The sequence below is a fragment of the Micromonospora humidisoli genome (assembly GCF_016900955.1).
GTDB lineage: Bacteria > Actinomycetota > Actinomycetes > Mycobacteriales > Micromonosporaceae > Micromonospora > Micromonospora wenchangensis.
On the sequence record NZ_JAFEUO010000004.1, the window covers coordinates 853,444 to 878,424 of the forward strand.

19 protein-coding genes are annotated in these 24,981 nt (G+C 73.4%); 7 read left to right on the plus strand and 12 right to left on the minus strand.

All coding sequences use genetic code 11. The annotated features are described in order from the left end of the window. Positions 1-194: 194 nt before the first annotated feature. Positions 195-1,298, plus strand: a complete 1,104-nt coding sequence (locus tag JQN84_RS18625) for a glycosyltransferase family 2 protein (RefSeq protein ID WP_281894955.1) — start codon at positions 195-197, stop codon at positions 1,296-1,298. Positions 1,299-1,534: 236 nt separating this feature from the next. Then, positions 1,535-2,017, plus strand: coding sequence for a DUF4383 domain-containing protein (locus JQN84_RS18630; protein ID WP_204959580.1), 483 nt, complete (start codon positions 1,535-1,537; stop codon positions 2,015-2,017). Between the two features lie 10 nt (positions 2,018-2,027). Here the strand turns inward: JQN84_RS18630 and JQN84_RS18635 are convergent, their stop codons facing one another. The 8 genes from JQN84_RS18635 to JQN84_RS18670 all read right to left on the minus strand — a co-directional run bounded on the left by JQN84_RS18635 (position 2,028) and on the right by JQN84_RS18670 (position 11,744). After that, positions 2,028-2,477, minus strand: a complete 450-nt coding sequence (locus JQN84_RS18635) for a GNAT family N-acetyltransferase (RefSeq protein WP_204959581.1) — start codon at positions 2,475-2,477, stop codon at positions 2,028-2,030. A 70-nt stretch (positions 2,478-2,547) separates the two neighbouring features. Further along, positions 2,548-4,020, minus strand: coding sequence for a GTPase ObgE (gene obgE, locus JQN84_RS18640; protein ID WP_204959582.1), 1,473 nt, complete (start codon positions 4,018-4,020; stop codon positions 2,548-2,550). 156 nt (positions 4,021-4,176) lie between these two features. After that, positions 4,177-4,428 (minus strand): 50S ribosomal protein L27, encoded by a 252-nt coding sequence (gene rpmA / locus JQN84_RS18645; RefSeq protein ID WP_088647594.1) that lies wholly within the window; start codon positions 4,426-4,428, stop codon positions 4,177-4,179. Between the two features lie 11 nt (positions 4,429-4,439). Continuing rightward, positions 4,440-4,754: a 50S ribosomal protein L21 gene (gene rplU, locus JQN84_RS18650; RefSeq protein WP_067312477.1), complete on the minus strand. Its 315-nt coding sequence runs from the start codon at positions 4,752-4,754 to the stop codon at positions 4,440-4,442. Positions 4,755-4,935: 181 nt separating this feature from the next. Further along, on the minus strand, positions 4,936-5,430 hold the full coding sequence (locus tag JQN84_RS18655) for a hypothetical protein (protein WP_204959583.1): 495 nt from the start codon (positions 5,428-5,430) through the stop codon (positions 4,936-4,938). Between the two features lie 119 nt (positions 5,431-5,549). After that, positions 5,550-8,675, minus strand: coding sequence for an Rne/Rng family ribonuclease (locus JQN84_RS18660; protein WP_204959584.1), 3,126 nt, complete (start codon positions 8,673-8,675; stop codon positions 5,550-5,552). 131 nt (positions 8,676-8,806) lie between these two features. After that, positions 8,807-9,526 carry a TIGR03936 family radical SAM-associated protein gene (locus JQN84_RS18665; RefSeq protein ID WP_204959683.1) on the minus strand — a complete coding sequence of 240 codons (720 nt, stop codon included), beginning with the start codon at positions 9,524-9,526 and terminating at the stop codon, positions 8,807-8,809. Between the two features lie 187 nt (positions 9,527-9,713). Further along, positions 9,714-11,744, minus strand: coding sequence for a TIGR03960 family B12-binding radical SAM protein (locus tag JQN84_RS18670; protein ID WP_204959585.1), 2,031 nt, complete (start codon positions 11,742-11,744; stop codon positions 9,714-9,716). A 218-nt stretch (positions 11,745-11,962) separates the two neighbouring features. Between JQN84_RS18670 and JQN84_RS32090 the strand changes: the two genes are divergently transcribed. Next, positions 11,963-14,098: a hypothetical protein gene (locus JQN84_RS32090; RefSeq protein ID WP_305070842.1), complete on the plus strand. Its 2,136-nt coding sequence runs from the start codon at positions 11,963-11,965 to the stop codon at positions 14,096-14,098. 14 nt (positions 14,099-14,112) lie between these two features. Here JQN84_RS32090 and JQN84_RS18680 read toward each other — a convergent pair whose 3' ends face one another. Beyond that, positions 14,113-14,823 (minus strand): lysophospholipid acyltransferase family protein, encoded by a 711-nt coding sequence (locus JQN84_RS18680; RefSeq protein ID WP_204959586.1) that lies wholly within the window; start codon positions 14,821-14,823, stop codon positions 14,113-14,115. A 150-nt stretch (positions 14,824-14,973) separates the two neighbouring features. Further along, on the minus strand, positions 14,974-18,120 hold the full coding sequence (gene ileS, locus JQN84_RS18685) for an isoleucine--tRNA ligase (protein WP_204959587.1): 3,147 nt from the start codon (positions 18,118-18,120) through the stop codon (positions 14,974-14,976). A gap of 320 nt (positions 18,121-18,440) precedes the next feature. Between ileS and JQN84_RS18690 the strand changes: the two genes are divergently transcribed. The 3 genes from JQN84_RS18690 to JQN84_RS18700 are packed head-to-tail and all read left to right on the plus strand — an operon-like array spanning position 18,441 to position 21,011. Beyond that, a complete protein-coding gene (locus JQN84_RS18690; RefSeq protein WP_204959588.1) occupies positions 18,441-19,445 on the plus strand; it encodes an ABC transporter ATP-binding protein in 1,005 nt (334 codons plus the stop codon). Then, the gene (locus JQN84_RS18695) at positions 19,442-20,212 is read left to right on the plus strand and encodes an ABC transporter permease (RefSeq protein ID WP_307821306.1); all 771 of its coding nucleotides are present in this window, start codon (positions 19,442-19,444) and stop codon (positions 20,210-20,212) included. The genes JQN84_RS18690 and JQN84_RS18695 overlap by 4 nt, the downstream gene beginning before the upstream one ends. 10 nt (positions 20,213-20,222) lie before the next feature. After that, complete coding sequence (locus tag JQN84_RS18700; RefSeq protein WP_307821308.1) at positions 20,223-21,011, plus strand: ABC transporter permease; 789 nt, start codon at positions 20,223-20,225, stop codon at positions 21,009-21,011. Between the two features lie 12 nt (positions 21,012-21,023). Here the strand turns inward: JQN84_RS18700 and JQN84_RS18705 are convergent, their stop codons facing one another. Continuing rightward, positions 21,024-21,806: an alpha/beta fold hydrolase gene (locus tag JQN84_RS18705; protein WP_204959589.1), complete on the minus strand. Its 783-nt coding sequence runs from the start codon at positions 21,804-21,806 to the stop codon at positions 21,024-21,026. 123 nt (positions 21,807-21,929) lie between these two features. Here JQN84_RS18705 and JQN84_RS18710 point away from each other — a divergent pair, with 123 nt between their 5' ends. Then, positions 21,930-24,392 carry a glycogen debranching N-terminal domain-containing protein gene (locus JQN84_RS18710; RefSeq protein WP_204959590.1) on the plus strand — a complete coding sequence of 821 codons (2,463 nt, stop codon included), beginning with the start codon at positions 21,930-21,932 and terminating at the stop codon, positions 24,390-24,392. 58 nt (positions 24,393-24,450) lie between these two features. On the opposite strand, the gene ndk is transcribed toward JQN84_RS18710, so the two are convergent. Further along, entirely contained in the window at positions 24,451-24,876 is a 426-nt protein-coding gene (gene ndk, locus JQN84_RS18715; protein ID WP_204959591.1) for a nucleoside-diphosphate kinase, read from the minus strand. Positions 24,877-24,981: the final 105 nt, after the last annotated feature.

Sequence of the window (24,981 nt, forward strand, 5' to 3'; positions counted from 1 at the left end):
GGACCCGGCGGCACCGGTCGGGTGCGGGTGCCTGACGCCGCGCGGTTTGTCCGGCCGGCGGCGGGGGATGTCCGGGGACCACCGTCACCGGGAGGACCCGTGCCCGACACCATCCACCGCCGCGCCGGCACCGGCCGGGACGCCGCCACCACCGTCCGCTGCGGGCGGACCGCCGGACGTCGCGGGGCACGCCGGTGAGCGCCCCCGCCGGGTCCGCGCGACCGGCCCCGGCCGGGTTCCGCCCGGCCGCCGTGGCGGGCGGGCCGCCGCGCCCGCCCCGGCTCCCCGTCGAGTACGTCCTGCCGCTGCGCCGGACCGACGACGACGGCCTGGCCGAGCTGACCGACTACCTGCGCACGCTGTGCCGGCTGGTCGACGTGACAGTGGTCGACGGCTCACCACCACAGGTGTTCGCCGGGCACGCCGCCCACTGGCGCGGCCTGCTGCGGCACCTGCCGCCCGACCCGGCGGTGCAGGGGCTCAACGGCAAGGTACGCGGGGTGCTGACCGGGGTGGCGGCGGCCCGGCACGAACACGTGGTGATCGCCGACGACGACGTCCGGTACGCCGAGGCGGAACTGCTGGTGGTGCACCGCCTGCTGGACACCGTCGACCTGGTCCGCCCGCAGAACTACTTCGACCCGCTGCCCTGGCACGCCTGGTGGGACACCGGCCGGACCCTGCTCGACCGGGCGTTCGGCGTCGACTGGCCGGGGACCCTGGCGGTGCGGCGCAGCACCTTCCGGGCGATGGGCGGCTACGACCCGGACGTGCTCTTCGAGAACCTGGAGCTGGTCCGCACGGTGCGCGCGTACGGCGGCACCGAGGCGAGTCCCGCCTGGCTCTACGTCCGCCGGCTGCCGCCGTCCACAGCGCGCTTCCGGGGCCAGCGGGTCCGCCAGGCGTACGACGACCTGGCCCGACCGGCGCGGCTGCTGGTGACACTGGCGGTGCTGCCTGCCGTGGTGGCCGCGTCGGTGGCCCGCCGGCCGGGGCTGGTGGCCGGTGCGGCGGCCGGGGCGGTGGCGCTGGCGGAGATCGGTCGGCGACGGGCCGGCGGCACGGCGGTGTTCCCGGCGAGCACCACCCTGGCCGCGCCGCTCTGGCTGCTCGAACGCGGGTTCTGCGGGTGGCTCGCGGTGGCCCGTCGGGTGGGCCGGGGCGGGGTGCGTCACGCCGGTCGGCGGGTGCGCCGCCCGGCGCACTCGGTGCGGGCGCTGCGGCACCTGATGGCCCCGGCCGAACCGGGCGAGCTGATCCGGTGGGTGCGGGCCGATCCGGCCTCCCGGGGCCGCTGACCGGACGTGACCCGCGAGCACGCCCGACAGGGTGCCCGGGATGACTGTCGGTTCCGGGCCTCCCAGCGGCGGCGGCCCAGCCGGGGGTCGCGGCCCGGCCCGGCGTCGGCGGCCAGCGCCGGATGCCGGTGGGTGGCACACAATTCGCGTTTCCGCCGCCGGAGGTCGCCGGCCGGCCCAGAATGTGAGGATCGTCCGACTGTGCCGCGCAGTTGGCTCCCGTGGAGGTGACAGCGATGGCCCACGCCGTACGACGACCCGCCCCGGCCGCCCCGAAGCCCCGGGTGCAGACGGTCGCCGCCGCCGTCGCGGTGGTCTTCCTGCTGCTCGGTGTCCTCGGCTTCGTTCCCGGCGTCACCACCGGCTACGACGGGCTGGCCTTCGCCGGCCACCACTCCGGGGCGAAGCTGCTCGGGGTGTTCCAGGTGTCGGTCCTGCACAACCTGCTGCACCTGCTGTTCGGGGTGGTCGGCCTGGCGCTGGCCCGCCGGCTCGGTGGGGCCCGGCTCTACCTCACCGTCGGCGGGGTGCTCTACCTGGCGCTCTGGCTGTACGGCTTCGCCGTCGCCCGGGACGCCCCGGCCAACATCGTCCCGTTCAACGACGCGGACAGCTGGCTGCACCTGGGGCTCGGCCTCGGCATGCTCGCCGTCGGCCTGCTGCTGTCCAACGACGCCGGCACCGGCGGCCGGCTGGACGTCCCCGCCGACCGGCCCTGACCCGCCCCGCTCAGGCCGCCACCGGCAGCCGCTTGGCGAAACACACGCTGTACGGGTTGTCGACGTACTCGCCGTAGACCGGGATCGGTTGGTATCCGCAGGAGGTGTAGAGGCCGATCGCGGCCGGCAGGTAACTGCCCGTCTCCAGGCAGAGCACCGAGTGGCCGCGCTGGAACGCCAGCTCCTCCAGCGCGCTGAGCAACTGCCTGGCGATCCCCCGCCCCCGGTACGCCGGCCGGACGTACATCCGCTTCAGCTCGCCGGTCTCGGCGTCGAGCGACTGTACGCCACCGCAGGCGACCACCCGACCGGCGTCGACCACCACCAGGTAGCGGATGCCGTCGTGCACCACGGTGGCCTGCCCGTCCAGTCCGCCGTCGGCCTCGCGCAGCTCCCGCTGCTGGGCGGCGACCAGCGCGTCGACCTCCGGGTCGGTGGCGGGACGGGACTCGATCAGCATCATCCCACGGTAGGACGGGTCCGTTTCACGAAGGTTTCCAGGAAACGACCCGGACCCGGCCGGTAACGGGCTATTCTTCGTCCCCGTCGCTGTCCTCGTCGTCGTCCGCCGGCTCCGGGGCCGCGTCCAGTTCGTCCTCCGGGCGCTGCCGACGTGCCTTACGGGCGGCCAACCGCTCGGCCGCCCCGGGACGCGTCGACTTCTCCTCCAGCCGGACGTCGGTCCCCCGGTTGCCGGGGATGAAGTCGACGCCCGCGTACAGGGTCGGCTGCCAGTCGAACTCCCGCTCCCCGATCCGGACCAGGTCACCGGGGTTGGCGCCGGCCTTGGCCAGCTTCTCCTCCACGCCCAGCCGGGCCAGCCGGTCGGCGAGGAAGCCGACCGCCTCGTCGTTGTCGAAGTTCGTCTGCCGGACCCAGCGTTCGGGGCGGATACCCCGCACCGTGAACGAGCCGTCGGTCTGCGCCTCGATGGTGAACCCGGCGTCGTCGACCGCCTTCGGCCGGATCACGATCCGGGTCGGCTCGGCCGGCGGGGCGGCCCGGCGGGCCTGGTCCACCAGCTCCGCCATCGCGTACGTCAGCTCCTTGAGCCCCTCCCGGGTGGCCGCGGAGACGTCGAACACCTGGAAACCACGGGCCTGCAGGTCGGGGCGGACGATGTCGGCGAGGTCCTGCCCGTCCGGCACGTCGACCTTGTTGAGCGCCACCAGCCGGGGCCGGTCGGCCAGCCCGCCGTACTCGGCCAGCTCCGCCTCGATGGTGTCGATGTCGGCAAGTGGGTCCCGGCCCGGCTCCAGGGTCGCCGTGTCGACCACGTGCACCAGCACGGCGCACCGCTCGACGTGGCGCAGGAACTCCAGGCCCAGCCCCTTGCCGGTGGCCGCCCCGGGGATCAGCCCCGGCACGTCGGCGACGGTGAAGGTGTGGTTGTCCACCCGGACCACGCCCAGGTTGGGCACGAGGGTGGTGAACGGGTAGTCGGCGATCTTCGGCTTGGCGGCGGAGATCACCGAGATCAGCGACGACTTGCCCGCCGACGGGAAACCGACCAGGCCGACGTCGGCGACGCTCTTGAGTTCCAGCACCACGTCGAGCCGGTCACCGGGCTCGCCCAACTCGGCGAAGCCGGGGGCCTTGCGGCGGGCGTTGGCCAGCGAGGCGTTGCCCCGGCCGCCGCGCCCGCCCCGGGCCGCCTCGAAGGTGGTGCCCGCGCCGACCAGGTCGGCCAGCACGGTGCCGTCGAGGGTCTGCACGACGGTGCCGTTCGGCACCTTGATCAGCAGGTCGTGGCCGTTGGCGCCGTCCCGGTTCGAGCCGGCACCGCCCTTGCCGTTCTCGGCCTTGAGGTGCGGGCGGAAGTGGAAGTCCAGCAGGGTGGTGACCTGCGGGTCGACCACCAGCGAGACGCTCCCGCCGTGCCCGCCGTTGCCCCCGTCCGGGCCGCCGAAGGGCTTGAACTTCTCCCGGTGGATGGAGACACAGCCGTGCCCGCCGTCGCCGGCCTGCATGTGCAGGACGACCCGGTCAACGAACGTCGTCACGACGCCAATCCTTCCAGCGGGGTCCGGCCCCGCACCTGAAAAACACCCCCGGCCCCGCCGCGACGGCGGCCGGCACCCGGCGGTGGGGGCATTCCCCCACCTGAAACGGCGAAGCGGGCCGGGACCCCCAGGTCCACGGCCCGCTTCGCCTGCGTGTTACTGCGGCACGATGCTGACGGTCTTGCGACCCCGCTTGGTGCCGAACAGGACCGAGCCGGCGGCCAGCGCGAAGAGCGTGTCGTCGCCACCGCGGCCGACCAGGTCACCGGGGTGGAACTTGGTGCCACGCTGACGGATGAGGATCTCACCCGCGCTGACGACCTGACCACCGAAGCGCTTCACGCCGAGTCGCTGGGCCGCGGAGTCACGACCGTTACGCGAGCTGGACGCACCCTTTTTGTGAGCCATTGTCCGACGACCTACTTCCCGCTGGAGATGCCGGTCACCTTGACCTGGGTCAGCGGCTGGCGGTGACCCTGGCGCTTGTGGTAGCCGGTCTTGTTCTTGAACTTGTGGATCCGGATCTTCGGGCCCTTGGTGTGCGCGGCGATCTCGCCGGACACCGCGACCTTGGCAAGCTTCGCCGCGTCGGTCACCAGGTCGTCACCGTCGACGAGGAGCACCGCGGTGAGCTTCACCGCGTCACCGGGGGCACCGGTGAGCTTCTCGACCTCGATCACGTCGCCCTCGGCGACCTTGTACTGCTTGCCGCCGGTCTTGACGATCGCGTACATCGGAGGCGGACTCCCTGTCGTTGAGGCTGCTGGCGGTCGTTCCCATGGCAACTCGCCGGGTAGCTGTGACACCGGCAGCGCGGGCACGCGGGAACTCGGCACACCAAAGTGCGCCGCAGGAAAGAGTACGCCATCACCCGCCCGCCACCCAAACCGACCCCCCGCCCGGCCGGGCCCGCCGTCAACGGGCGCAGAGCTGGTCCAGCCGCTGCTGGAGCCGGTCCAACTCGGTCTCGTCGATCGAGTCGACGTCGGTGCCGAGCCGGCCGATCTCGGTGGCCAGATCGGTGAGCAGGGTCTTCAACTGCGGATCGGTGGCCCGGCCGGACTGCTGCCGCAGCACCGTCCGCCAGGTGGTCAGCGCCGCCTCCGCCCGCTTGCGGGCGGAGGCCGCCGCCGCGCTGTCGTTCGCGCCGACCGCCGCGATCATCGTGCCCAGTTCCTCGACGTAGGTGCGCACCGCCGTGGTCGAGGCCGCCTCGGCGTCGGCACACACCTGCGGTCCGTTGCCGCCGGCCGGGGAACCGCTCACCGCGGCCGACGGGACCACGGAGGCCGGGGTGGCGGCACCGGAGGGCCGACCGGAGGCCGTCGGCGCGTCGGCCCGGTCACCGGAACAGCCGACGCCGGCCAGCAGGACGGTGGTCAGCACGAGGGCGGCGGGCAGGCGGCGCATGGTCTTCTCCTAGCCGGGGGTGACCGATGGTATCGCCGTACCCCGGCACGGCAGGACCCCTCCCACCGGCGGTACGCCGGGGAAGGGGTCCACTGCCGTCGGGTGCGCGGCTCAGCCGGTCACGGCCGGGTACGGCGACGGGCACCGCCCCGGCGGGAGCGCCGCCGGCCCGTGCCGGCCTCCCCGTCGTCGCCGTCGGGGTCGCCGAGCGCGTCCGGGTCGTCCGCCCCGGCGAGCCGGGCCGACTCGCCGGCCTGGGCGTCGTCCACGGCCGGGGCGGCCGGGGTCTGCGTCTCGTACCGGGACAGGTCATAGCCCATGGTGTCGTCGTAGCCGTTGTCGGCCGCCGGGGCGGCGACCTCGACCTCGGGGGCCTCGGTGGTCTCCACCACGGCACGCTCCGCGGTCACCGCCTTGCGGGCCCGCCGCCGCGCCGACGCGGTGGCGGTGGGCGACGCCTCGGCCGCCGGGGTGGTGACCGCCGAGGCCACCGTCTTGACCCGTTCGCCCGCGCCACCACCGGTACGCGGCTTCTCCGGCACCGGCTCGGTGTGGATCACCAGACCCCGGCCCTTGCAGCACTCGCACGGCTCGCTGAACGCCTCCAGCAGCCCGGCCCCGATCCGCTTGCGGGTCATCTGCACCAGACCCAGCGAGGTGATCTCGGTCACCTGGTGCTTGGTGCGGTCCCGGCCCAGGCACTCGGTGAGCCGGCGCAGCACCAGCTCCCGGTTGGACTCCAGCACCATGTCGATGAAGTCGATCACCACGATGCCGCCGATGTCGCGCAGCCGCAGCTGGCGGACGATCTCCTCGGCCGCCTCCAGGTTGTTGCGGGTGACCGTCTCCTCCAGGTTGCCCCCGGAGCCGGTGTACTTGCCGGTGTTGACGTCGATGACGGTCATCGCCTCGGTGCGGTCGATCACCAGCGAGCCACCCGAGGGCAGGAAGACCTTGCGGTCCAGCCCCTTGATGATCTGCTCGTCGATCCGGTACTCGGCGAACACGTCGGCGGTGCCGACGTACCGGCGCACCCGGTCGACCAGGTCCGGCGAGACGTGCGACAGGTACGACTCGACCATGCCGTACGACTGCTCGCCCTCGATGACCAGCTCGCGGAAGTCCTCGTTGAACAGGTCCCGGACCACCCGGATCACCAGGTCGGGCTCCTCGTAGAGCAGCACCGGGGCGCCGCCTGCGGTCGCCTTGGCCTGGATGTCCTCCCACTGGGCCTGGAGGCGCTTGACGTCCCGGGCCAGTTCGTCCTCGCTGGCCCCCTCGGCGGCGGTCCGCACGATCACGCCCGCACCGTCGGGGACCAGCTTCTTGAGCACGTCGCGCAGCCGCTTGCGCTCGGTGTCGGGCAGCTTGCGGCTGATCCCGGAGGCGTTGCCGTTGGGCACGTAGACCAGGTGCCGGCCGGAGAGCGCCACGTGGCTGGTCAGCCGGGCGCCCTTGTGCCCGATCGGGTCCTTGGTGACCTGCACCAGCACCGAGTCGCCGGAACGCAACGCCTGCTCGATCGAGCGGGAGCGCCCCTCCAGACCGCTGCTGTCCCAGTTGACCTCACCGGCGTACAGGACGGCGTTGCGACCGCGCCCGACGTCGACGAAGGCCGCCTCCATGCTGGGCAGGACGTTCTGCACCTTGCCCAGGTAGACGTTGCCGGCCATGGTGCCCGACGAGTTGCGGGTGACGTAGTGCTCGACCAGGACGCCGTCCTCCAGGACCGCGATCTGGGTACGGTCCCCGCGCTGACGGACCGCCATCACCCGGTCGACCGCCTCCCGGCGGGCCAGGAACTCCGACTCGCTCAGGATCGGCGGGCGGGTCCGGCGCTGCTCCCGACCGTCCCGGCGACGCTGGCGCTTGGCCTCCAGCCGGGTCGAGCCGGAGACGCCCTGCACCTCGTCGACGGCCTTGCGGGGCTCCCGGATCTTGACCACCGTGGGCACGCCGTCGTCGGCGCCGCCCTCGACGTCCCCGGAACCCCGACGACGCCGCCGACGCCGACGCCGGGTCAGCCCGTCCCCGTCGCCCTCGTCCTCGGCCTCGTCGCCCTCACCCTCGGCCTCGGCCTGGGCCGGTTCCTCGGTCTCGTCCTCGTCGGCGTCGTCCGCGCCGCCCTTGCCCCGGCCCCGGCCCCGGCGGCCCCGGCGACGGCGGCGACGCGCGGCGGCCGACTCGTCGTCGTCCTCGTCGTCGTTGTCGTCGCCCTCCTCGGCCTCGCCGGTGGGCTCCTCCACGACGGCCTCGACCGGCTCGACGACCTCGACCGGCTCGACCTCGCGGCGGCCACGGCGACGCCGCCGCCCGGTCTCGACCGGTTCCTCGACGGGCTCCTCGGCGACCGGGCCGGGCTCGACCACCCGGAAGGTGGGCGGCTCCTCCGGCTGCGGGGCCATGAACAGGACCGTCGGCGCGGCGATCGCGGCTCGCCGCCGACGGGTGCGCGGCTGCGGCTCGGCCGGCTCCACCGGCTCGTCGGTGGCCGGCACGGCGACGCCCGGCGACACCTCCCCGGTCCGGTTGCCGGCGGCCGACGGCGAGACGACGGCCGCGCGACCGACGGCGGGCTCCTGCGCCACGGGCTTCACGGGCTCCCCGGCAACGGGCTCCACGGCCTCGTCGGCGACGGTCGGCTCGGTCGGGGCGGCCGCCTCGACGGCGGGCTCCTCCTCGTCGAGTGCACCATCCTGAGCTGCGGAAACCTCGCCCACGGTCGCCTGACCGGTCGTCACCTCGGCGGCCGGCGGCGACGCCGGGACCTCGGCGGGCGGCTCGGTCGCCGCCGGGGCGACGGCCTTCTTGCGCCGGGTGCGGGTCACCTTCACCGGCGGGACGAGTTCCGCGCTGCCCTCCTCGACCCCGGCGACGACCACCGGTTCCTCGGCGGCCTTGGCCGGGGTGGCCTTGCGCCGGCGGCGGGTGGTCTTCGGCGCGGAGTCCAGCTCACCGGCGACCGGGACGATCACCTCGGCCTGCTGTGACTCGTCGGTGGCCGACGGGGCGGTGCCGGACGCCTCGGCGGGCGCTCCCCCGGTCAGCTCCGGCTGGCTCAGCGGCGCGGCCCGCCGCCTGGTGGCCCGCCGCCTGGTCGGTGCCGCCACACCCTCCGTGGACGCCGCAGCGCCCTCCGGTGGTGTCGCGGCGGCTCCCGCGCCGGCGTCGATGGTGCTGTCGGCGGTGTCGCCGGCCGGCTGGGAACCGGTCCGTTCGCCGCCCTCGGGCTCGTTCTCGAGCATGGACGTTCTCCAGTTCTGGCGGCCCCGGGCGCGGGTGAGCGCTGCCACGCAGGATCGCCGCAAAAGTGTTTCCGCCGGGCGCGCGACGTGCGCGACCGCCGAAGTCTGCCTGCCAGAACGCCGACCGACGGTCAGCGTTCCCCGATGGCTGCCCCGTCGCGGTCCGCGTCCAACGGATCCACGATCGCGCCCTGCGCGGTCAACACGCCCTGCGCCAGCCGGATCACCCTCGGGGAGACCGGCGGCTCCAGGGCGGCCACCACGCGGAGGCCGGAAAGGACGTCATCGGGTCGTACGGACGGGGTGACCTGCCGTACGACCAGTTCGAGTATCGCACATGACGGCTCCGCCGCCCCGGAAGGCGTCTGCACCGGGGGCAGCACATCGATGCGTGTCACTGCACCTCGCGCGTCGAACGTCCGCCGGCCCTGCTTGGTCATCCGCTCGACCTGCACCTCGTCGGCGGCCACGAAGGCGGAAACCGCCCGTTGCGCCACCGCGTGCTCGACCCCGGGCAGCTCGATGCGCCAGTACGACGCCTCGATCCGCTCGGCCAGACTCCCCCCGGTCGCGACCACCACGTCCAGCACGTCGAGGCCGGGCGAGAGCGCCGCGTCGAGGGCCAGCCGCAGCTGTTCCGGGTCGACCGTCGCCTGGAGGCCGACCTCCAGGTACTCCGCCTCGCTGGCCACACCGGTGGGGGCGGCACTGGCGTAGGAGATCTTCGGGTGCGGGGTGAAGCCCTGGGAGAAGGCCACCGGCACGGCGGCACGGCGCAGGGCGCGCTCGAAGGCGCGGGCGAAGTCCCGGTGGGAGGTGAACCGCAACGGCCCGCGCTTGGCGTACCGGATCCGGACACGCTGGACGACAGGCGCCTGCCCGCCCTCCGGCTGTGGTTTCCTGCTGATCGTCGTACTCCTCGGTCTGGTCACCGGCCGCCGTCCCCCGTGGCGCGGGCTGCCGGTGACGATAGCCGCACAACCGCCGCAACGGGACGGGTGGCCCGCCGTGGCGCGCCGACCCCCGTCCCGTCGACTGTCACTGCTGGGCGCCGGTGGGCACCTTCAACGCGGTCACCGGGGTGAGCGGCAGGAGCTTGCGGCCGGTGGGACCGATCTGGATCTCGGTGTCCATCGACGGGCAGACGCCGCAGTCGAAGCACGGGGTCCACCGGCAGTCGTCCTGCTCGTACTCGCCGAGCGAATCCTGCCAGTCCTGCCAGAGCCAGTCCTTGTCCAGACCCGAGTCCAGGTGGTCCCAGGGCAGCACCTCCAGCTCGTCGCGCTGGCGGGTGGTGTACCAGTCCAGGTCGACACCGAAGGTCGGAAGCACCGCGTCGGCGGCGTCCACCCAGCGCCGGTACGAGAAGTGCTCGCTCCAGCCGTCGAACCGGCCACCGTTGCGCCACACCTCGTGGATCACCGCGCCGACCCGGCGGTCACCCCGGCTGAGCAGGCCCTCGATCAGCGACGGCTCCCCGTCGTGGTAGCGGAAGCCGATCGCCCGGCCCAGCGAGCGGTCCGCGTTGATGGCCTGCTTGAGCAGCTTGAGCCGGCCGTCGATGACCTCGGGCCGCTCCATCGACGCCCACTGGAACGGGGTGTGCGGCTTGGGCACGAACCCGCCGATCGAGACGGTGCAGCGGATGTCCTTGGAGCCGGTCGCCGCCCGCCCGGCCCGGATCACCTCGTGCGCCATGTCGGCGATCTCCAGGACGTCGGCGTCGGTCTCGGTGGGCAGGCCGCACATGAAGTACAGCTTCACCTGCCGCCAGCCGTTGGTGTACGCGGTGACCACCGTGCGGATCAGGTCGTCCTTCGACACCATCTTGTTGATGACCTTGCGGATCCGCTCCGACCCGCCCTCCGGGGCGAAGGTCAGCCCGGTGCGCCGGCCGTTGCGGGACAGCTCCTGCGCCAGGTCGATGTTGAACGCGTCCACCCGGGTCGACGGCAGCGACAGCGACACGTTGGTGCCGGCGTACTGCTCGGCCAGGCCGGAGCACATGTCACCGATCTCGGAGTGGTCGGCCGAGGACAGCGACAGCAGGCCCACCTCGTGGAAGCCGGAGAACTCCAGCCCCTGCTGCACCATCTGCCCCACGGTGGTGATCGACCGCTCCCGCACCGGACGGGTGATCATGCCGGCCTGGCAGAACCGGCAGCCCCGGGTGCAGCCCCGGAAGATCTCCACCGCGTACCGCTCGTGCACCGTCTCGGCCAGCGGCACCAGCGGCTTCTTCGGGTACGGCCAGGCGTCCAGGTCCATCGTCGTGCGCTTGTGCACCCGGAACGGCACGTCCGGGCGGTTCGGCACCACCCGCTGGATCCGACCGTCGGGCAGGTAGTCCACGTCGTAGAAGCGCGGCACGTAGACGCTCTCGGTGCGGGCCAGCCGCAGCAGCAGCTCGTCGCGGCCACCCGGGGAGCCCTCCGCCTTCCACTCCCGGACGATCGTGGTGATCTCCAGGACCGCCTCCTCGCCGTCGCCGAGCACGGCGGCGTCGATGAAGTCGGCGATCGGCTCCGGGTTGAACGCGGCGTGCCCGCCGGCCACGATCACCGGGTCGGCGTCGGTCCGGTCGGCCGCCAGCATCGGGATGCCGGCCAGGTCGATCGCGGTGAGCAGGTTGGTGTACCCCAGCTCGGTGGAGAACGAGACCCCGAACACGTCGAACCGGCGCACCGAGCGGTGCGCGTCGACGGTGAACTGCGGCACGCCATGGGTGCGCATCAGCGCCTCCAGGTCCGGCCAGACCGCGTACGTCCGCTCGGCCAGCACGTCGGGCAGCTCGTTGAGCACCTCGTACAGGATCTGCACGCCCTGGTTGGGCAGGCCCACCTCGTACGCGTCGGGGTACATCAGCGCCCACCGTACGGTTGCGGCGTCCCAGTCCTTGACCACCGCGCCCAGCTCGCCACCGACGTACTGGATGGGCTTGGTCACCTGGGGCAGCAGCGCCTCCAGCCTTGGCCACACCGACAACGTGGTGTCGTGGTGCGGCGACGCGACCGCCGCGTCGTCGGTCGGGGCCGCGGCGGGGCGCGGGGTCGTGGACGGAGCACTCATGGAGCCCAAGGGTACGCGTCCACCGGCGGTCGGCTCGCCGCACCGCCGACCTGCCCGCTCCGTCACCCACCGTCCCGCCCGCTCCGCCGTCCGGCCGGTCGGACGGCGGAGACCGCACCCGCAGGTCCCCGGGCCGGCTGTGCGAGGCTTCCCGGTCGGCGGGGGCCGAGGGCGGCCGATTGGTCGAGGTGGCAGCCCGGTACTAACCTCGCAAGCCGGTGCGAGAGGAGATTGCCGCGATGCCGGAGCCGCAGCCGGGAGCAGACCGGCCGGCCGACGGGGACGCCCCCGTCCCGGGTCGGCAGCAGGGTCCGGTGGTCGCCACCGGTCCGGCCGACCTCCCCGTACCGCCGTCCGACGGCCCCGCCGAACCGGCGACGCCGGCCGGTGAGCCCGTTCCGGCTCCCCCGGCCGACCCTGCGCCGCCGGCCGGTGACGCCACCGCCCCCACCGCGCCCGCCGCTCCGGAAACCCCGGCCGAACAGGACAAACCGGCCACGCAGGTCGACCCGGTGACGCAGAGCGGCCCGACCGGACAGGACGACGCGCCTGCCCCGAGCGCCCCCACCGGGCAGGACGACCCGACCGCCGCACAGGACGGCCCGGCGACGCAGGACGACGCGACCGAGCAGGACGACCCCGCGACGCAGGACGACCCCGCCGACCAGGACGACCCGGCCACGCAGGGGGGCCCGGACGCACAGGATGAGCAGGCCGGGCCGGCAGAGCCGCTACCGCCCGCCGAACCGGCCGCGCCTGCCGGGCAACCCGACCCGCCGGCACCCGGCAGCCCCACCGCGCAGTCCGGTCTGCCGGAACCGGGCAACATGCCGGAGCAGACCGGCCCCGAGGATCCGACCGACCCCGGGGACCCGACCAGCCCGGCAGGCCAGGTCAGCCCGGCCTGGCCCGTTCCACCAGCCGGGTCCGCCGATCCGGTCGAGTCGGCTGGTCCGGCACGGGGGGTCGCACCCGGCCCGGTCACTCCGGTGCGGGGGTCGGCCGCCGTTCCGGGCCGGATCACCCCGCCCGGAGCACCGCACCGGCCCGACGCCACCCGGGTGGAGCACCCGGGCGGGCAGCACCCCGACCCCACGCGCATCGATCGGCATCCCGACGACACCCCGGTGGCGCAGCGGCCGGACGCCACCCGGATCGAGCACCCGGGCGGGCAGCGCCCCGACCAGACGCTGGAGGAGCCGGCGGTGCCCCGGTGGAGCGGCTCCGCCGCCGTGCCCGCGCCACCGCCACGCCGACCCGGGTGGGGTGAGTCGGTCGAGTTCGTCCCGCTTCCACCGCCCCCGCCACCGCCGCCGGAGCTGCCCGAGCACCGCACCCCCGTCGACCCGTGGGCGGGTGCCGACACCGGTGGCTGGGACGTGCACCATCCGGAGCTGACGCCGCTGCCGTACGCCCCGCCGCCACCGACCCGCCCCTACCCGGCGGCCGGTGACCAGCCGCCTGTCGCCGCGGCGGTCCCGCCGTACCAGCCCAACCCGCCGCAGCAGCACACGCCGACCCCGCCACGCCAGCACAGCCCGGCGACGCCGTACCCGTCGGCGGCACCGACCGCCCCGGCCACGCCCTCGCCGACCCGGCCGTACCCGGTCACGCCGGTGCCCGCCGCGCGGCCGGCACCCCCGCCGCCGGCCCGCCCGGTGTCGCCCCCGTCGGCCCGCCCGGCGTCACCGCCGCCTCCGCCGCCCGCGTCGCCCCGCCCGCCGAAGCAGCGGCGGGTCCGCCCGCAGCCGCCCGCCCCGCCGCCGCAGCCACCGCCCAACCGGCCACCCAAGGGGTACGTCCGCCGCAAGCGGCGACGCTGGCCCTGGGTGCTGCTGCTCAGCCTGGCCTGCTGCTGCGGCTGTCCCGCCTGGTTCGGCAGGCCGGCCTGGGAGCAGTACCCGGCCGACGCCGCCCTGCCCGTCCAGGTGGCCGACCTGACCCTGCGGTCGGACTCCGGCGGCGAGGTCGACAAGCTCAAGGCCGAGGTACGCAAGGCGAACCTGCTCGCCGAGGACGTCTACGCCGGGGTCTACAGCACCTCCGACGGCAAACGGGTGACCGTCTTCGGGGACACCGGCTTCCGGCTCCGGCCGGAGTCAGACGCGGACGAGGCGATGGTGCGGTTGACCGACACCTTCGGCCTGGGTACGCCCCAGCCTGTCGACAGCGGCGTCCGGGGCCGGTACGAGCGCTGCGCCACCGGGTCGTCCCAGGGCACCGACGTGGTGGTCTGCACCTCGGTGGACTACGGCAGCAGCGCCACCGGGGTGTTCACCAGGCTGTCGGTGGACGACAGCGCCCGGCTGCTCGCCACGATGCGCGCCCAGATCGTCACCCCGAAGCAGGGCTGAGTCGGGGCGGGCGGTCAGGCCGGGGCGCTGCCTGCGGTGGACGTACCGCCCGAGGTGGGCTCGGCACGGCGGGGAGCGTACCGGGGGACGTACTCCTGGCCGGTGAGCTTCTGGATCTCGGCCATCATCTCGTCGGTCATCTCCCGCAGCGAGGTGCGGTCGTCGCCGCGGCCGGTGAAATCCAGCGGCTTGCCGAACCGGATGACGATCTTCGCCTTGCCGGGGCGGGGAATCCGGGTTCCGATCGGCTGGACCTTGTCGGTGCCGGTCACCCCGACCGGGATCACCGGCACCCCGGCCGCCACCGCCAGCCGGGCGGTACCGGTCCGTCCCCGGTAGAGCCGGCCGTCGGGCGACCGGGTCCCCTCGGGATAGACGGCGACCAGGTCCCCGCCGCGCAGCGCCGGGATGGCCGCGTCGAACGCGGACAGCGCGGCCCGGCCACCGGCCCGCTCGACCGGGATGGCACCGAGGCCGGTGAGCACGAACTTGGACAGCGCACCCTTCGGGCCGGTGCCGGTGAAGTACTCCGACTTGGCCCAGAAGGCGAGGTGCCGGGGAACGACGGTGCCGAGCAGCAACTCGTCGGCGACGGAGAGGTGGTTGCCCGCGAAGATCGCGCCGCCGGTCGCCGGAATGTGCTCCAGGCCCTCCACGACCGGGCGGAACGCCAGCCGCATCGCGGGTCCCACGGTGAGCTTGCCGATGGTGTAGAGCAGCGGCACGGGTCCTCCGGCGGTCGTACGGTGAAACAGGCGGTGTCACGGTAGCGGACGGACGCCCGTACGACCCAACGGGTGCACGCGCGTCCGCCTGCTGGATGGCGCGGGTGGTGGCGGGGCCCCGACCCGACGGGCGGGGCCCCACCGACGTCCTCACACCGGGCGGACGGTCACCGTCACCCGCTCGCCGTCGCCGACCTCACCGGTGAAGCCGTCGACGCCGTCGGCGAAGTCCACCGTGTCGGCCAGCACCTCCCGGGCCACGAACCCGGTGTACGCCGACACCGCCGCCCGGACCTGCTCGGAGGCCGCCACCGACACCACGATCCGGTCGGAGATGTCCAGGTCGGCATCCCGACGGGCCTGCTGCACCACCCGGACCACGTCCCGGGCCAGCCCCTCGGCGGCCAGTTCCGGGGTGACCTCGGTGTCGAGCACCACCACGCCCTCACCACCGGGCAGCGGCGCGGAGTGCTCGGCGTCGGCGGCGACCAGCCGCAGCTCGTACTCGCCCTCGGCGAGGGTGACCCCGGCGGCGACCGGAGCGCCGTCGCGCAGCTCCCACTCCCCCGCCTTGACCGCCCTGATCACCTGCTGCACCTGCTTGCCGACCCGGGGGCCGAGCGCCCGGGGCACCACCGTCAGCACCTGCTGGCAGTAGCTGGCGACCTCCGCCGAGAACGCCACCTCCTTGACGTTGACCTCGTCGGCGACCAGGTCGGCGAACGGCCGGAGCTGGTCGGCGACCGGGGAGGCCACGGTCAGCTTCGGCAGCGGCAGCCGGACCCGCAGCCCCTTGGCCTTGCGCAGCGACAGCGCCGCCGAGCAGACGTCCCGGGTGGCGTCCATCGCCGCGACCAGGTCGTGGTCGGCGGGCAGATCCTGCGCCGACGGCCAGTCGGTCAGGTGCACCGACCGCTCGCCGGTCAGCCCGCGCCAGATCTCCTCGGCGGTCAGCGGGGCCAGCGGCGCCACCACCCGGCAGAGCGTCTCCAGCACGGTCCACAGCGTGTCGAACGCATCGGCGTCACCCGACCAGAACCGGTCCCGGGAGCGCCGCACGTACCAGTTGGTCAGCGCATCGAGGTAGGACCGGACGGAGGCGCACGCCCCGGAGATGTCGTACGCGTCCATCTGCGTGCCGACGGTCTCCACCAGCTCGCGGGTCTTGGCCAGCACGTACCGGTCGAGCAGGTGCGTGCTGTCCACCCGCCGCCGGGCGGTGTGCCCGTCGGCGTTGGCGTAGAGCGAGAAGAAGTACCAGACGTTCCACAGCGGCAGCAGCACCTGCCGGACGGCGTCGCGGATCGCCGGTTCGGTGACCGCCATGTCGCCGCCGCGCAGCACCGGCGAGGACATCAGCATCCAGCGCATCGCGTCCGAGCCGTACGCGTCGAAGACGTGGTAGACGTCCGGGTAGTTGCGCAGGCTCTTGGACATCTTGCGCCCGTCGGAGCCGAGCAGGATGCCGTGGCTGAGGCAGTTGCGGAACGCCGGCCGGTCGAACAGCGCGGTGGCCAGCACGTGCATGGTGTAGAACCAGCCCCGGGTCTGCCCGATGTACTCGACGATGAAGTCACCCGGGTAGTGGTGCTCGAACCAGTCCGCGTTCTCGAACGGGTAGTGCACCTGGGCGAACGGCATCGACCCGGACTCGAACCAGCAGTCCAGCACCTCCGGCACCCGACGCATCGTCGAGCGCCCGGTCGGGTCGTCCGGGTTGGGGCGGGTCAGGTCGTCCACGGCCGGCCGGTGCAGGTCGGTCAGGCGTACGCCGAAGTCCCGTTCGATCTCGGCCAGCGAGCCGTAGACGTCCAGCCGGGGGTAGTTCGGGTCGTCGGACTTCCAGGCCGGGATCGGCGAGCCCCAGAACCGGTTGCGGCTGATCGACCAGTCCCGGGCGTTGGCCAGCCACTTGCCGAACGAGCCGTCCTTGATGTGGCCGGGCGTCCAGTTGATCTGCTGGTTCAGCTCGACCATCCGGTCCCGGAACTGCGTCACCGCGACGAACCACGACGACACCGCCTTGTAGACCAGCGGGGTGTCGCAGCGCCAGCAGTGCGGGTACGAGTGGGTGTAGGTGTCCTGCTTCAACACCACCCCCCGCTCCTTGAGCTCCCGGATCACCGGCTTGTTGACGTCGAAGACCTGCTCGCCCTGGTAGGGCGGGACCAGCGCGGTGAACCGGGTGTGGTCGTCCACGGTGACGATGGTGGGGATGCCGGCGGCGTTGCAGACGTTCTGGTCGTCCTCGCCGAAGGCCGGGGCCAGGTGCACGATCCCGGTGCCGTCCTCGGTGGTGACGAACTCCGCGCCGAGCACCTGGTAGGCGTTCTCCCCGGCCTGCTCGACGAGGAAGTCGTAGAGCGGGGTGTACCGCCGGCCGACCAGGTCCCGGCCGTACACGGTGCCGACCTGCTCGTAACCTTCCAGCTCCTTGGCGTACGCGCCGAGCCGGGCCGCGCCGACGACGAACCGTTCCCCGTCGCGGTCGAGCACCGCGTACTCGATGTCGGGACCGACGGCGAGCGCCAGGTTGGACGGCAGGGTCCACGGCGTGGTGGTCCACACGCCCAGCCGCACCGGCCCGCGCAGCAGCTCCGGGGCGTTCTCGTCGGGGGTGAGGGTGAACCACACCGACAGGGTCGGGTCGTGCCGGTCGCGGTAGACGTCGTCCATCCGGGTCTCGGTGTTCGACAACGGCGTCTCGCACCGCCAGCAGTACGCCAACACCCGGAAGCCCTCGTAGACCAGGCCCTTGTCGTGCAGGGTCTTGAAGGCCCACATGACGCTTTCCATGTAGTCCAGGTCGAGGGTCTTGTAGTCGTTGGTGAAGTCGACCCAGCGGGCCTGCCGGGTGACGTACCGTTCCCAGTCCTGGGTGAACTCCAGCACCGAGGAGCGGCACGCCTCGTTGAACCGGGCCACCCCGAGGTCGAGGATCTCCGCCTTGCTGGTGATGCCGAGCTGCTTCTCGGCCACCACCTCGGCGGGCAGGCCGTGGCAGTCCCAGCCGAAGCGCCGCTCGACGTGCCGGCCGCGCATGGTCTGGTAGCGCGGCACCACGTCCTTGACGTACCCGGTGAACAGGTGGCCGTAGTGCGGCAGGCCGTTGGCGAACGGCGGGCCGTCGTAGAAGACGTACTCGTTCTTGCCGTCGTCGCCGGCCGGCCGGGCCGCCACCGAGGCCTCGAAGGTGTGGTCGGCGCTCCAGTGCTCCAGGACACGGCGCTCGACCGCGGGCAGGTCCGGGCTCGCCGGGACGCCGGCGGCGGTCGGGTCGTGCAACGGATAGCCCATCGGGGGTCGCTCTCCTCTGGCAGCTCACTCAGTCGTGGTCTGCGAGGACGAGCCCTGTGCCGGCACGCCGTCGTCGACGCCCCGGGCCGGGCCCGCGGTACCACCCCGCTTGACGGTCAGGATCGACCGCCCGCTCGTTGGTCGGCTGTGACGGGCCGCCCCGTCCGGTTCTAGTCGGGCCCTCGGGGCCCTTTCTTCCGGAGGCTCACCGGTGATGGCCGGGTCGAAGCCTGTACCGGCAAGGATACTCGACCGGTGCGGGTCGCCGCCGCCGAGTAACGGGGGTGCGGCGGGCCCGGCCGACCCATAGATTCGCGGCCATGGGTGAGCACGCGATCGAGGCGGTGGGGCTGCACCGCAGCTACCGCAGCCGGACCGGCTGGTTACGACCGCAGCGCCGGGAGGTGCACGCCGTCGCCGGGGTCGACCTCGCGGTGGGCCACGGTGAGCTGTTCGGCCTGCTCGGCCCGAACGGCGCCGGCAAGACCACCACCATCAAGCTGCTCAACACCCTGCTCGTCCCGACCGGGGGCGAGGCGAGGATCTGCGGCTTCGACGTGGTCCGGCAGACCCGGGAGGTGCGCCGGCGCATCGGGTACGTCTTCGGCGGCGACCGGGGCCTCTACGACCGGCTCTCCGCCCGGGACAACCTGCGCTACTTCGCCGAGTTGTACGGCGTACCGGGCCGGGAGCAGAAGCGTCGGATCGCGGAGCTGTTCGAGCTGGTCCGGTTGACCGGCCGGGAGGACGACCGGGTCGAGGGCTACTCCCGGGGGATGCGCCAGCGGCTGCACATCGCCCGGGGGCTGCTGCACCGGCCCCGGGTGCTGTTCCTCGACGAGCCGTCGATCGGGGTCGACCCGGTGGCCGCCCGGGAGCTGCGGCAGACCGTCGCCGACCTGGCCGCCACCGGCACCACCGTGCTGCTGACCACGCACTACATGGCCGAGGCCGACGAGTTGTGCGGCCGGATCGCGGTGATCGCGGGCGGCCGGATCCAGGCCCTGGGCACCCCCGCCGAGCTGCGCCACCACGCCGACGGCCGGCGGGTGCTGGAGGTGGAGGCGTACGGGGTGACCGACGGGCAGCTGGCCGCCATCCGGGCCCGGCCGGGCGTACGCGAGGTGAGCCTGGCGGTGCACGGGGCGGCGCAGCTGCTCGGGGTGCAGTCCGACGCGGGGGTGGACGTGCAGGCCGACGTGCTGCGGGAGCTGGGCGGGGTACGGCTGGGCCGGGTGACCGCCCGGCAGCCCACCCTGGAGGACGCGTACGTGGCGATCGTCAACCGGGCGACGACGCCGGTGCCCGGGCCGGTGCCGGCGTGAACACCGTACGGATGATCGCGGTCGGCGCGCTGCTGCACGTCAAGCAGCTCAGCCGTTCCCCGTTCGAGATCGCCATCGCGTTGATCGTGCCGGTGGTGCAGGCGACCCTGGCGGTCTACCTGTTCCGCGCCGGCGGTGAGCCGGACCGGTTGCTGGAGGCGGCGGTCGGCGCGGGCCTGATGGGGGTCTGGTCGACGGTGCTGTTCGGCTCCGGCGGGGCGATCCAGAACCAGCGCTGGCAGGGCACCCTGGAAATGATCATGTTGGCGCCCCGGCCGCCGGCGCTGGTGCTGCTGCCGGTCACCCTGGCCACCGGCGTCACCGGCACCTACGCGATGCTCGCCACGCTGGCCTGGGGCCGGCTGCTCTACGGCATCCCGCTCGACTTCGCCCACCCGGTGGCCTTCCCGGTGGCGGTGGCCGGTTGCATCGCCGGGCTGGGCATGTTCGGCCTGCTGCTGGCGTCCAGCTTCGTGCTGCTGCGGCACGCCAACGCGCTGGCGAACATGCTGGAGTACCCGATCTGGTTGGTCTCCGGGATGCTCGTGCCGGTCACCGCGCTGCCCGGCTGGACCGGGCCGGTCGCCGCGGTGCTGCCGACCACCTGGGGTGCCCGTGCGGTGCACGAGGCGGCGTCCGGCGGGCCGGTCTGGCCGGCGCTGGGCGTCTGCCTGGCGATCAGCCTGGCCTGCCTGGCCGCCGGCTGGGCCCTGATGACGTACGTCGAGCGCCGGGCCCGGGTCTCCGCGACCCTGGCCCTGGCCTGAGGAGGCACCGGTGGGCGCGCTGCTGCGGCTGGTCGGGGTGGGCGGGGTCATCGCCTACCGGGCCCTGTTCAACTGGACCACCCCGTCGATCTTCGTGGGCACCCTGCTGGTGGGTCCGCTGTTCCAGCTCTTCTTCTTCGCCTATCTGGGGCGGGAGTTCGGGGTCGCCGACGACCGGTTCTACATCGTCGGCAACGCGGTGCTCACCGCCGCGCTGGCCTGCGTGTTCGGCGGCACCATGGCGGTGGCCAACGAGCGGCGTTTCGGCACCCTCGGGCACGTGTTGCTCTCCCCGCGCAGCCGCACCGCCATCTTCCTCGGCCGGGTGCTGCCGTACGCCGGCAACGGCCTGCTGATCGCGGCGAGCACGCTCACCGTCGCCGCGCTCCTGCTCGGCCTGCGGGTCCCGGCCACCGCCCTGCCCGGCCTGCTGCTGGCGCTGGCCACGGCCTCGCTTGCCTGCGGGTTCTTCGGGCTGACCCTGGGGGCGCTCGGGTTGCGCTTCCGGGACGTCTTCCTGATCTCGAACGTGGCGGTGGCGCTGCTGCTGTTGTTCACCGGGGTGAACGTGCCGGCCGACGACCTGCCGGCGGGCATCCGTGCGGTGGGCGCGGTGCTGCCGATCACCCACGCCGCCGACGCGGCCCGGCGGCTGGCCGGCGGTGCCCCGCTGGGCGACGTCCTGCCGGCGATCGGCCTCGAACTGGCCGTCGGGGTCGGCTACGCCGTGCTGGCGGCCGGGCTGTTGACGGTCTTCGAGGCGGAGTCCCGTCGCCGCGCCACGCTCGACACCCTCTGAGGCGGTACGGCGCTAGCCGGTGACCTCCAGGTAGCGGTCGACCATCGCGTCGACCTGCGCCGGCACCTGGAGCTGCACGAAGTGCCCGGAACCCACGGTCTGCCCGATGAACGCCTGCGGGGCGAGTTCGGCCAACCGGGCGTAGTCGGCGAACGGGGCGTTGCTGCCCACGAAGAGCAGCGGGCGGTCCCAGCGGCCCAGGGCGGCCACGTCCTGCTCGCCGGCGATCCAGTCGGCCAGCCCGGCGATCGGCGCGTACGCCACCTCGGTCGACGGTCGGGCGCAGGCCGCCACCACCCGTTCCACCAGGCGCGGGTCCGAGTACGGCGGGAAGTACGACCTGACGATCGACTCCCGGACCGCGCCCGAGGTGTCCTCCCGCAGCGACGCCGCCACCTGGGCGATCGCGGCGGCGGAACCGGGTGCCCCGGCCACCGCCGAGTCGAGCAGCCCCAGTCCGGTGAACCGGTCCCGGTCCCCGGCGGCGGCCTGGAGTGACCAGACCCCGCCCAGGCTGTGCCCGATCACGACGACCCGGCGCAGGTCGAGCGCGCCGACGAAGGCCCTCAGGTGGCCGGCCATCGCGGTGACCGCATAGCCGTCGGCCGGGGGTGGGCTGGCCCCGTGGCCCGGCATGTCGACGGCGATCACCCGGTCCTGGCGGGTGGCCAGGTGCCGGGCGAGGGGTGCCATGAAGTCGTGGTCGCAACACCAGCCGTGCACCAGCAGGAAGGTGCCCCGCCGGCCGTGCCCGTACGTCCGGTACCGCATCCCGGCGGCCGTCTGCCCGTCCATCGTCGAACCCTCCCCGGCATTTTCGCAGGTAGTGGCGTTCTTCCACTTAAGCGCGCCCCGCCGGTCCCGGCACGGCGTATTGTTCCTTTTGGCACGCCTGGACCTTTTTCGGGTGGCGCAGCGGTGGGACGGGAGCAGGCCGTGGACGGGCGGATCGACGAGTTCTTCGCCGCCCTGGTCGGGAACTGCCGGGGCCGGCTGCCCATCGCCCCCACCGGACTGCTCCGCTTCGACGTCGTCGCCGAGGGCGGCGAGACCGCCACCTGGTACGTCCGGCTCGCCGGTGCACAGACCCGGGTCACCCGCACCGGCGAACACCCCGACTGCACGGTGGAGGTTCGGCCGGAGGCGTTCGCCCGGCTGCTGGCCGGTCGGGACAACCTGGTGTCGATGCTGCTGCGCGGCGACATCTCGGTCGCCGGCGACCTGGCGCTGCTGTTCACCTTCCGGCGGCTGCTGCCGGTCGACGCCGACAGCGTCGGCACCGAACCCGCCGCCGAGCTGGCCCCCCACACCGCCACCGGCGTCGTCGGGCTGAACGAGGTCACCAGCGTCTTCGCCGGCAACATTTTCATGATCAGCGAGAGGAACGGGAATGTGTCGGCCGCGCCGACCTCCCCGCTCGGGCTCTTCTCCTTCGACACCCGGTTCCTGTCCACCTGGCGGCTGACCATCAACAGCGAATCCCTCTCGGTGCTCTCCGTCGACGACGTCGCCACCTACGAGGCGAAGTTCGGGCTGGTCCCCGGCGAACCCACGCACTACGTCAACGCCACCACCTCCGTGCTGCGGCACCGCTGGGTCGGTCCGGAGTACGAGGAAGAGATCACCCTGTTCAACTACGCGCCGGAACCGGTGCGCTACGTCGTCCGACTCGACGTCGGCGCGGACTTCGCCGAGGTGCTGGAGGTCCGCGACGGCTTCAAGCGGGCCCGACCGGTGACCGCCACCGTCGCCGACGACGCGCTACGGCTGCACTACCGGCGGGCCGGCCTGCACCGGGAGACGGTGATCACCGCCAGCACCCCGGCCGCGCTCGACCAGCACGGCCTGACCTGGACGGTCACCGTCGAACCCCACGGCTCCTGGTCCACCCGGCTGCGGGTGCTGGCCCTGCTACGCGACCTGCACCGCCGTGACCTACGGGAACGGCTGACCAGTTCGGTGGGCCGCAGCGGGCACCAGCGGGGCCGGGAGATCGCCGCCCACACCGCCGGGGTGCCCCGGCTGCGCGCCGACCACAAACCGCTCCAGCAGGCGTACGAGTACGGCGTACGCGACCTGGCCGCGCTGCACTACCCCGGGCTGAACTTCCAGACCGCGCTGCCCGCCACCGGACTGCCCTGGTCGATGGCGCTGCTCGGCCGGGAGAGCCTGGTCAGCAGCTTCCAGGCGCTCCCCTTCATGCCCGAACGGGCGGTCAACACGCTGCGTATCCTGGCGCTGAGCCAGGGCGTCCGGCACGACCCGTTCCGCGGCGAACAACCCGGCAAGATCGTCCAGGAGAGCCGGTACGGCGACTCCGGTGCGTTCAACGACACCCCGGAGTCGGCCAGCTTCAGCGCGGTCGACACCACCGCCGCCTTCGTCATCCTGCTCGACGAGTACGAACGCTGGACCGGCGACGCGGACCTGGTACGCCGGTTCGAGTTCGAGATCCGGGCCGCCATCGGCTGGCTCGAACGCGACGCGGACCGGGCCGGCAGCGGCTATGTCTGGTCCACCCAGCACCCGACCCGCACCGGGCCGCAGAACGAGAGCTGGCGCAACTCCGCCGACGCGATCTGCTTCGACGACGGCCGCCCACCCACCTACCCGCTGGCGATCTGCGAGATCCAGGGGTACGCCTTCGAGGCCCGCCGTCGGGCCGCCCGGATGGCCCGCCGGTTCTGGGACGACCCTGCCTGGGCCGACCGGCTCGAACGCGACGCCGCCCGGCTGCGGGACCGGTTCGACCGGGACTTCTGGCTGCCCGACCGGGGCCACTACGCGGTGGCGGTGCAGCTCGACGGCGTCCCGCTGGACTCCCTCACGTCCAACATGGGGCAATTGCTGTGCACCGGCATCGTCGCCCCGCACCGCGCCGAGCAGCTGGTGGCGCACCTGATGTCCCCGGCGCTGTACTCCGGCTGGGGCATCCGCACCCTGGCCAGTACGGCGGCCGACTACAACCCGCTGGGCCATCACACCGGCGCGGTCTGGCCGTGGGAGAACTCGCTGATCGCCTGGGGGCTGCGCCGGGCCGGGTTCCGGGCGCAGGCCGCCCGGGTCGCCACCGGGCTGCTCGACGCCGCCCGGCACTTCCAGGGCCGGCTGCCGGCGTACCTCACCGGCTACGACCGGGCCACCACCCACGTCCCCGTCCCGCACGGGTTCACCGACAGCCCGTACGCGCCGTCGGCCGGGGCGCCCCTGATGCTGCTGCGCGCGCTGCTCGGACTCGAACCGTACGAGGACCATCTCGCCGTCGACGCCGCCGTCCCCGAGGAACTGGGCGAGATCGAACTGCTCGACATCAAGGGCCGCTGGGGGTACGCCGACGCGCTCGGCCGGGGCCGCCCGTTCCGCGACCGCCCCGTCCCCTGACCTCCCCCGCGCCCCACGACCCGGTCGGCCGGTAGCATCCGCCCGGGTCAGCGCGGGCTCAGCCCAGGGCGGGGAACCACAGGGCGATCTCGCGCTTGGCACTGTCGGTGGAGTCCGAGGCGTGCACCAGGTTCTCCCGGTTGGACAGCGACAGGTCGCCCCGGATCGTGCCGGCGGCTGCCTTCCGCCCGTCGGTGCTGCCGATCATCGCCCGGACCACCTCGATCACCTGGTCGCCGGAGAGCACCAGCGACACCAGCGGCCCGCTGGTCATGAACGTCTTCAGCGGCGGGTAGAACGGCTTGTCCACGTGCTCGGCGTAGTGCTGGTCGGCGAATCCGCCGTCCAGCGTCCGGATCTCCAGCGCGTCGATCCGCAGGCCCTTGCGCTCGAAGCGGGAGACGATCTCGCCGACCAGGCCACGGCGCACCGCGTCGGGCTTGATCAGTACGAGGGTGCGCTCATCCGCGCTGCTGCTGGACACGCTGGGTTCCTCCTGTGCGCACAAGGCGGTTCGGCTGGGTACGGTCAGCCTAGCGACCCGGTCCCGGCACCGGCGCGGCGGCTGCTCTTTCCCTCGGTCGCCGCG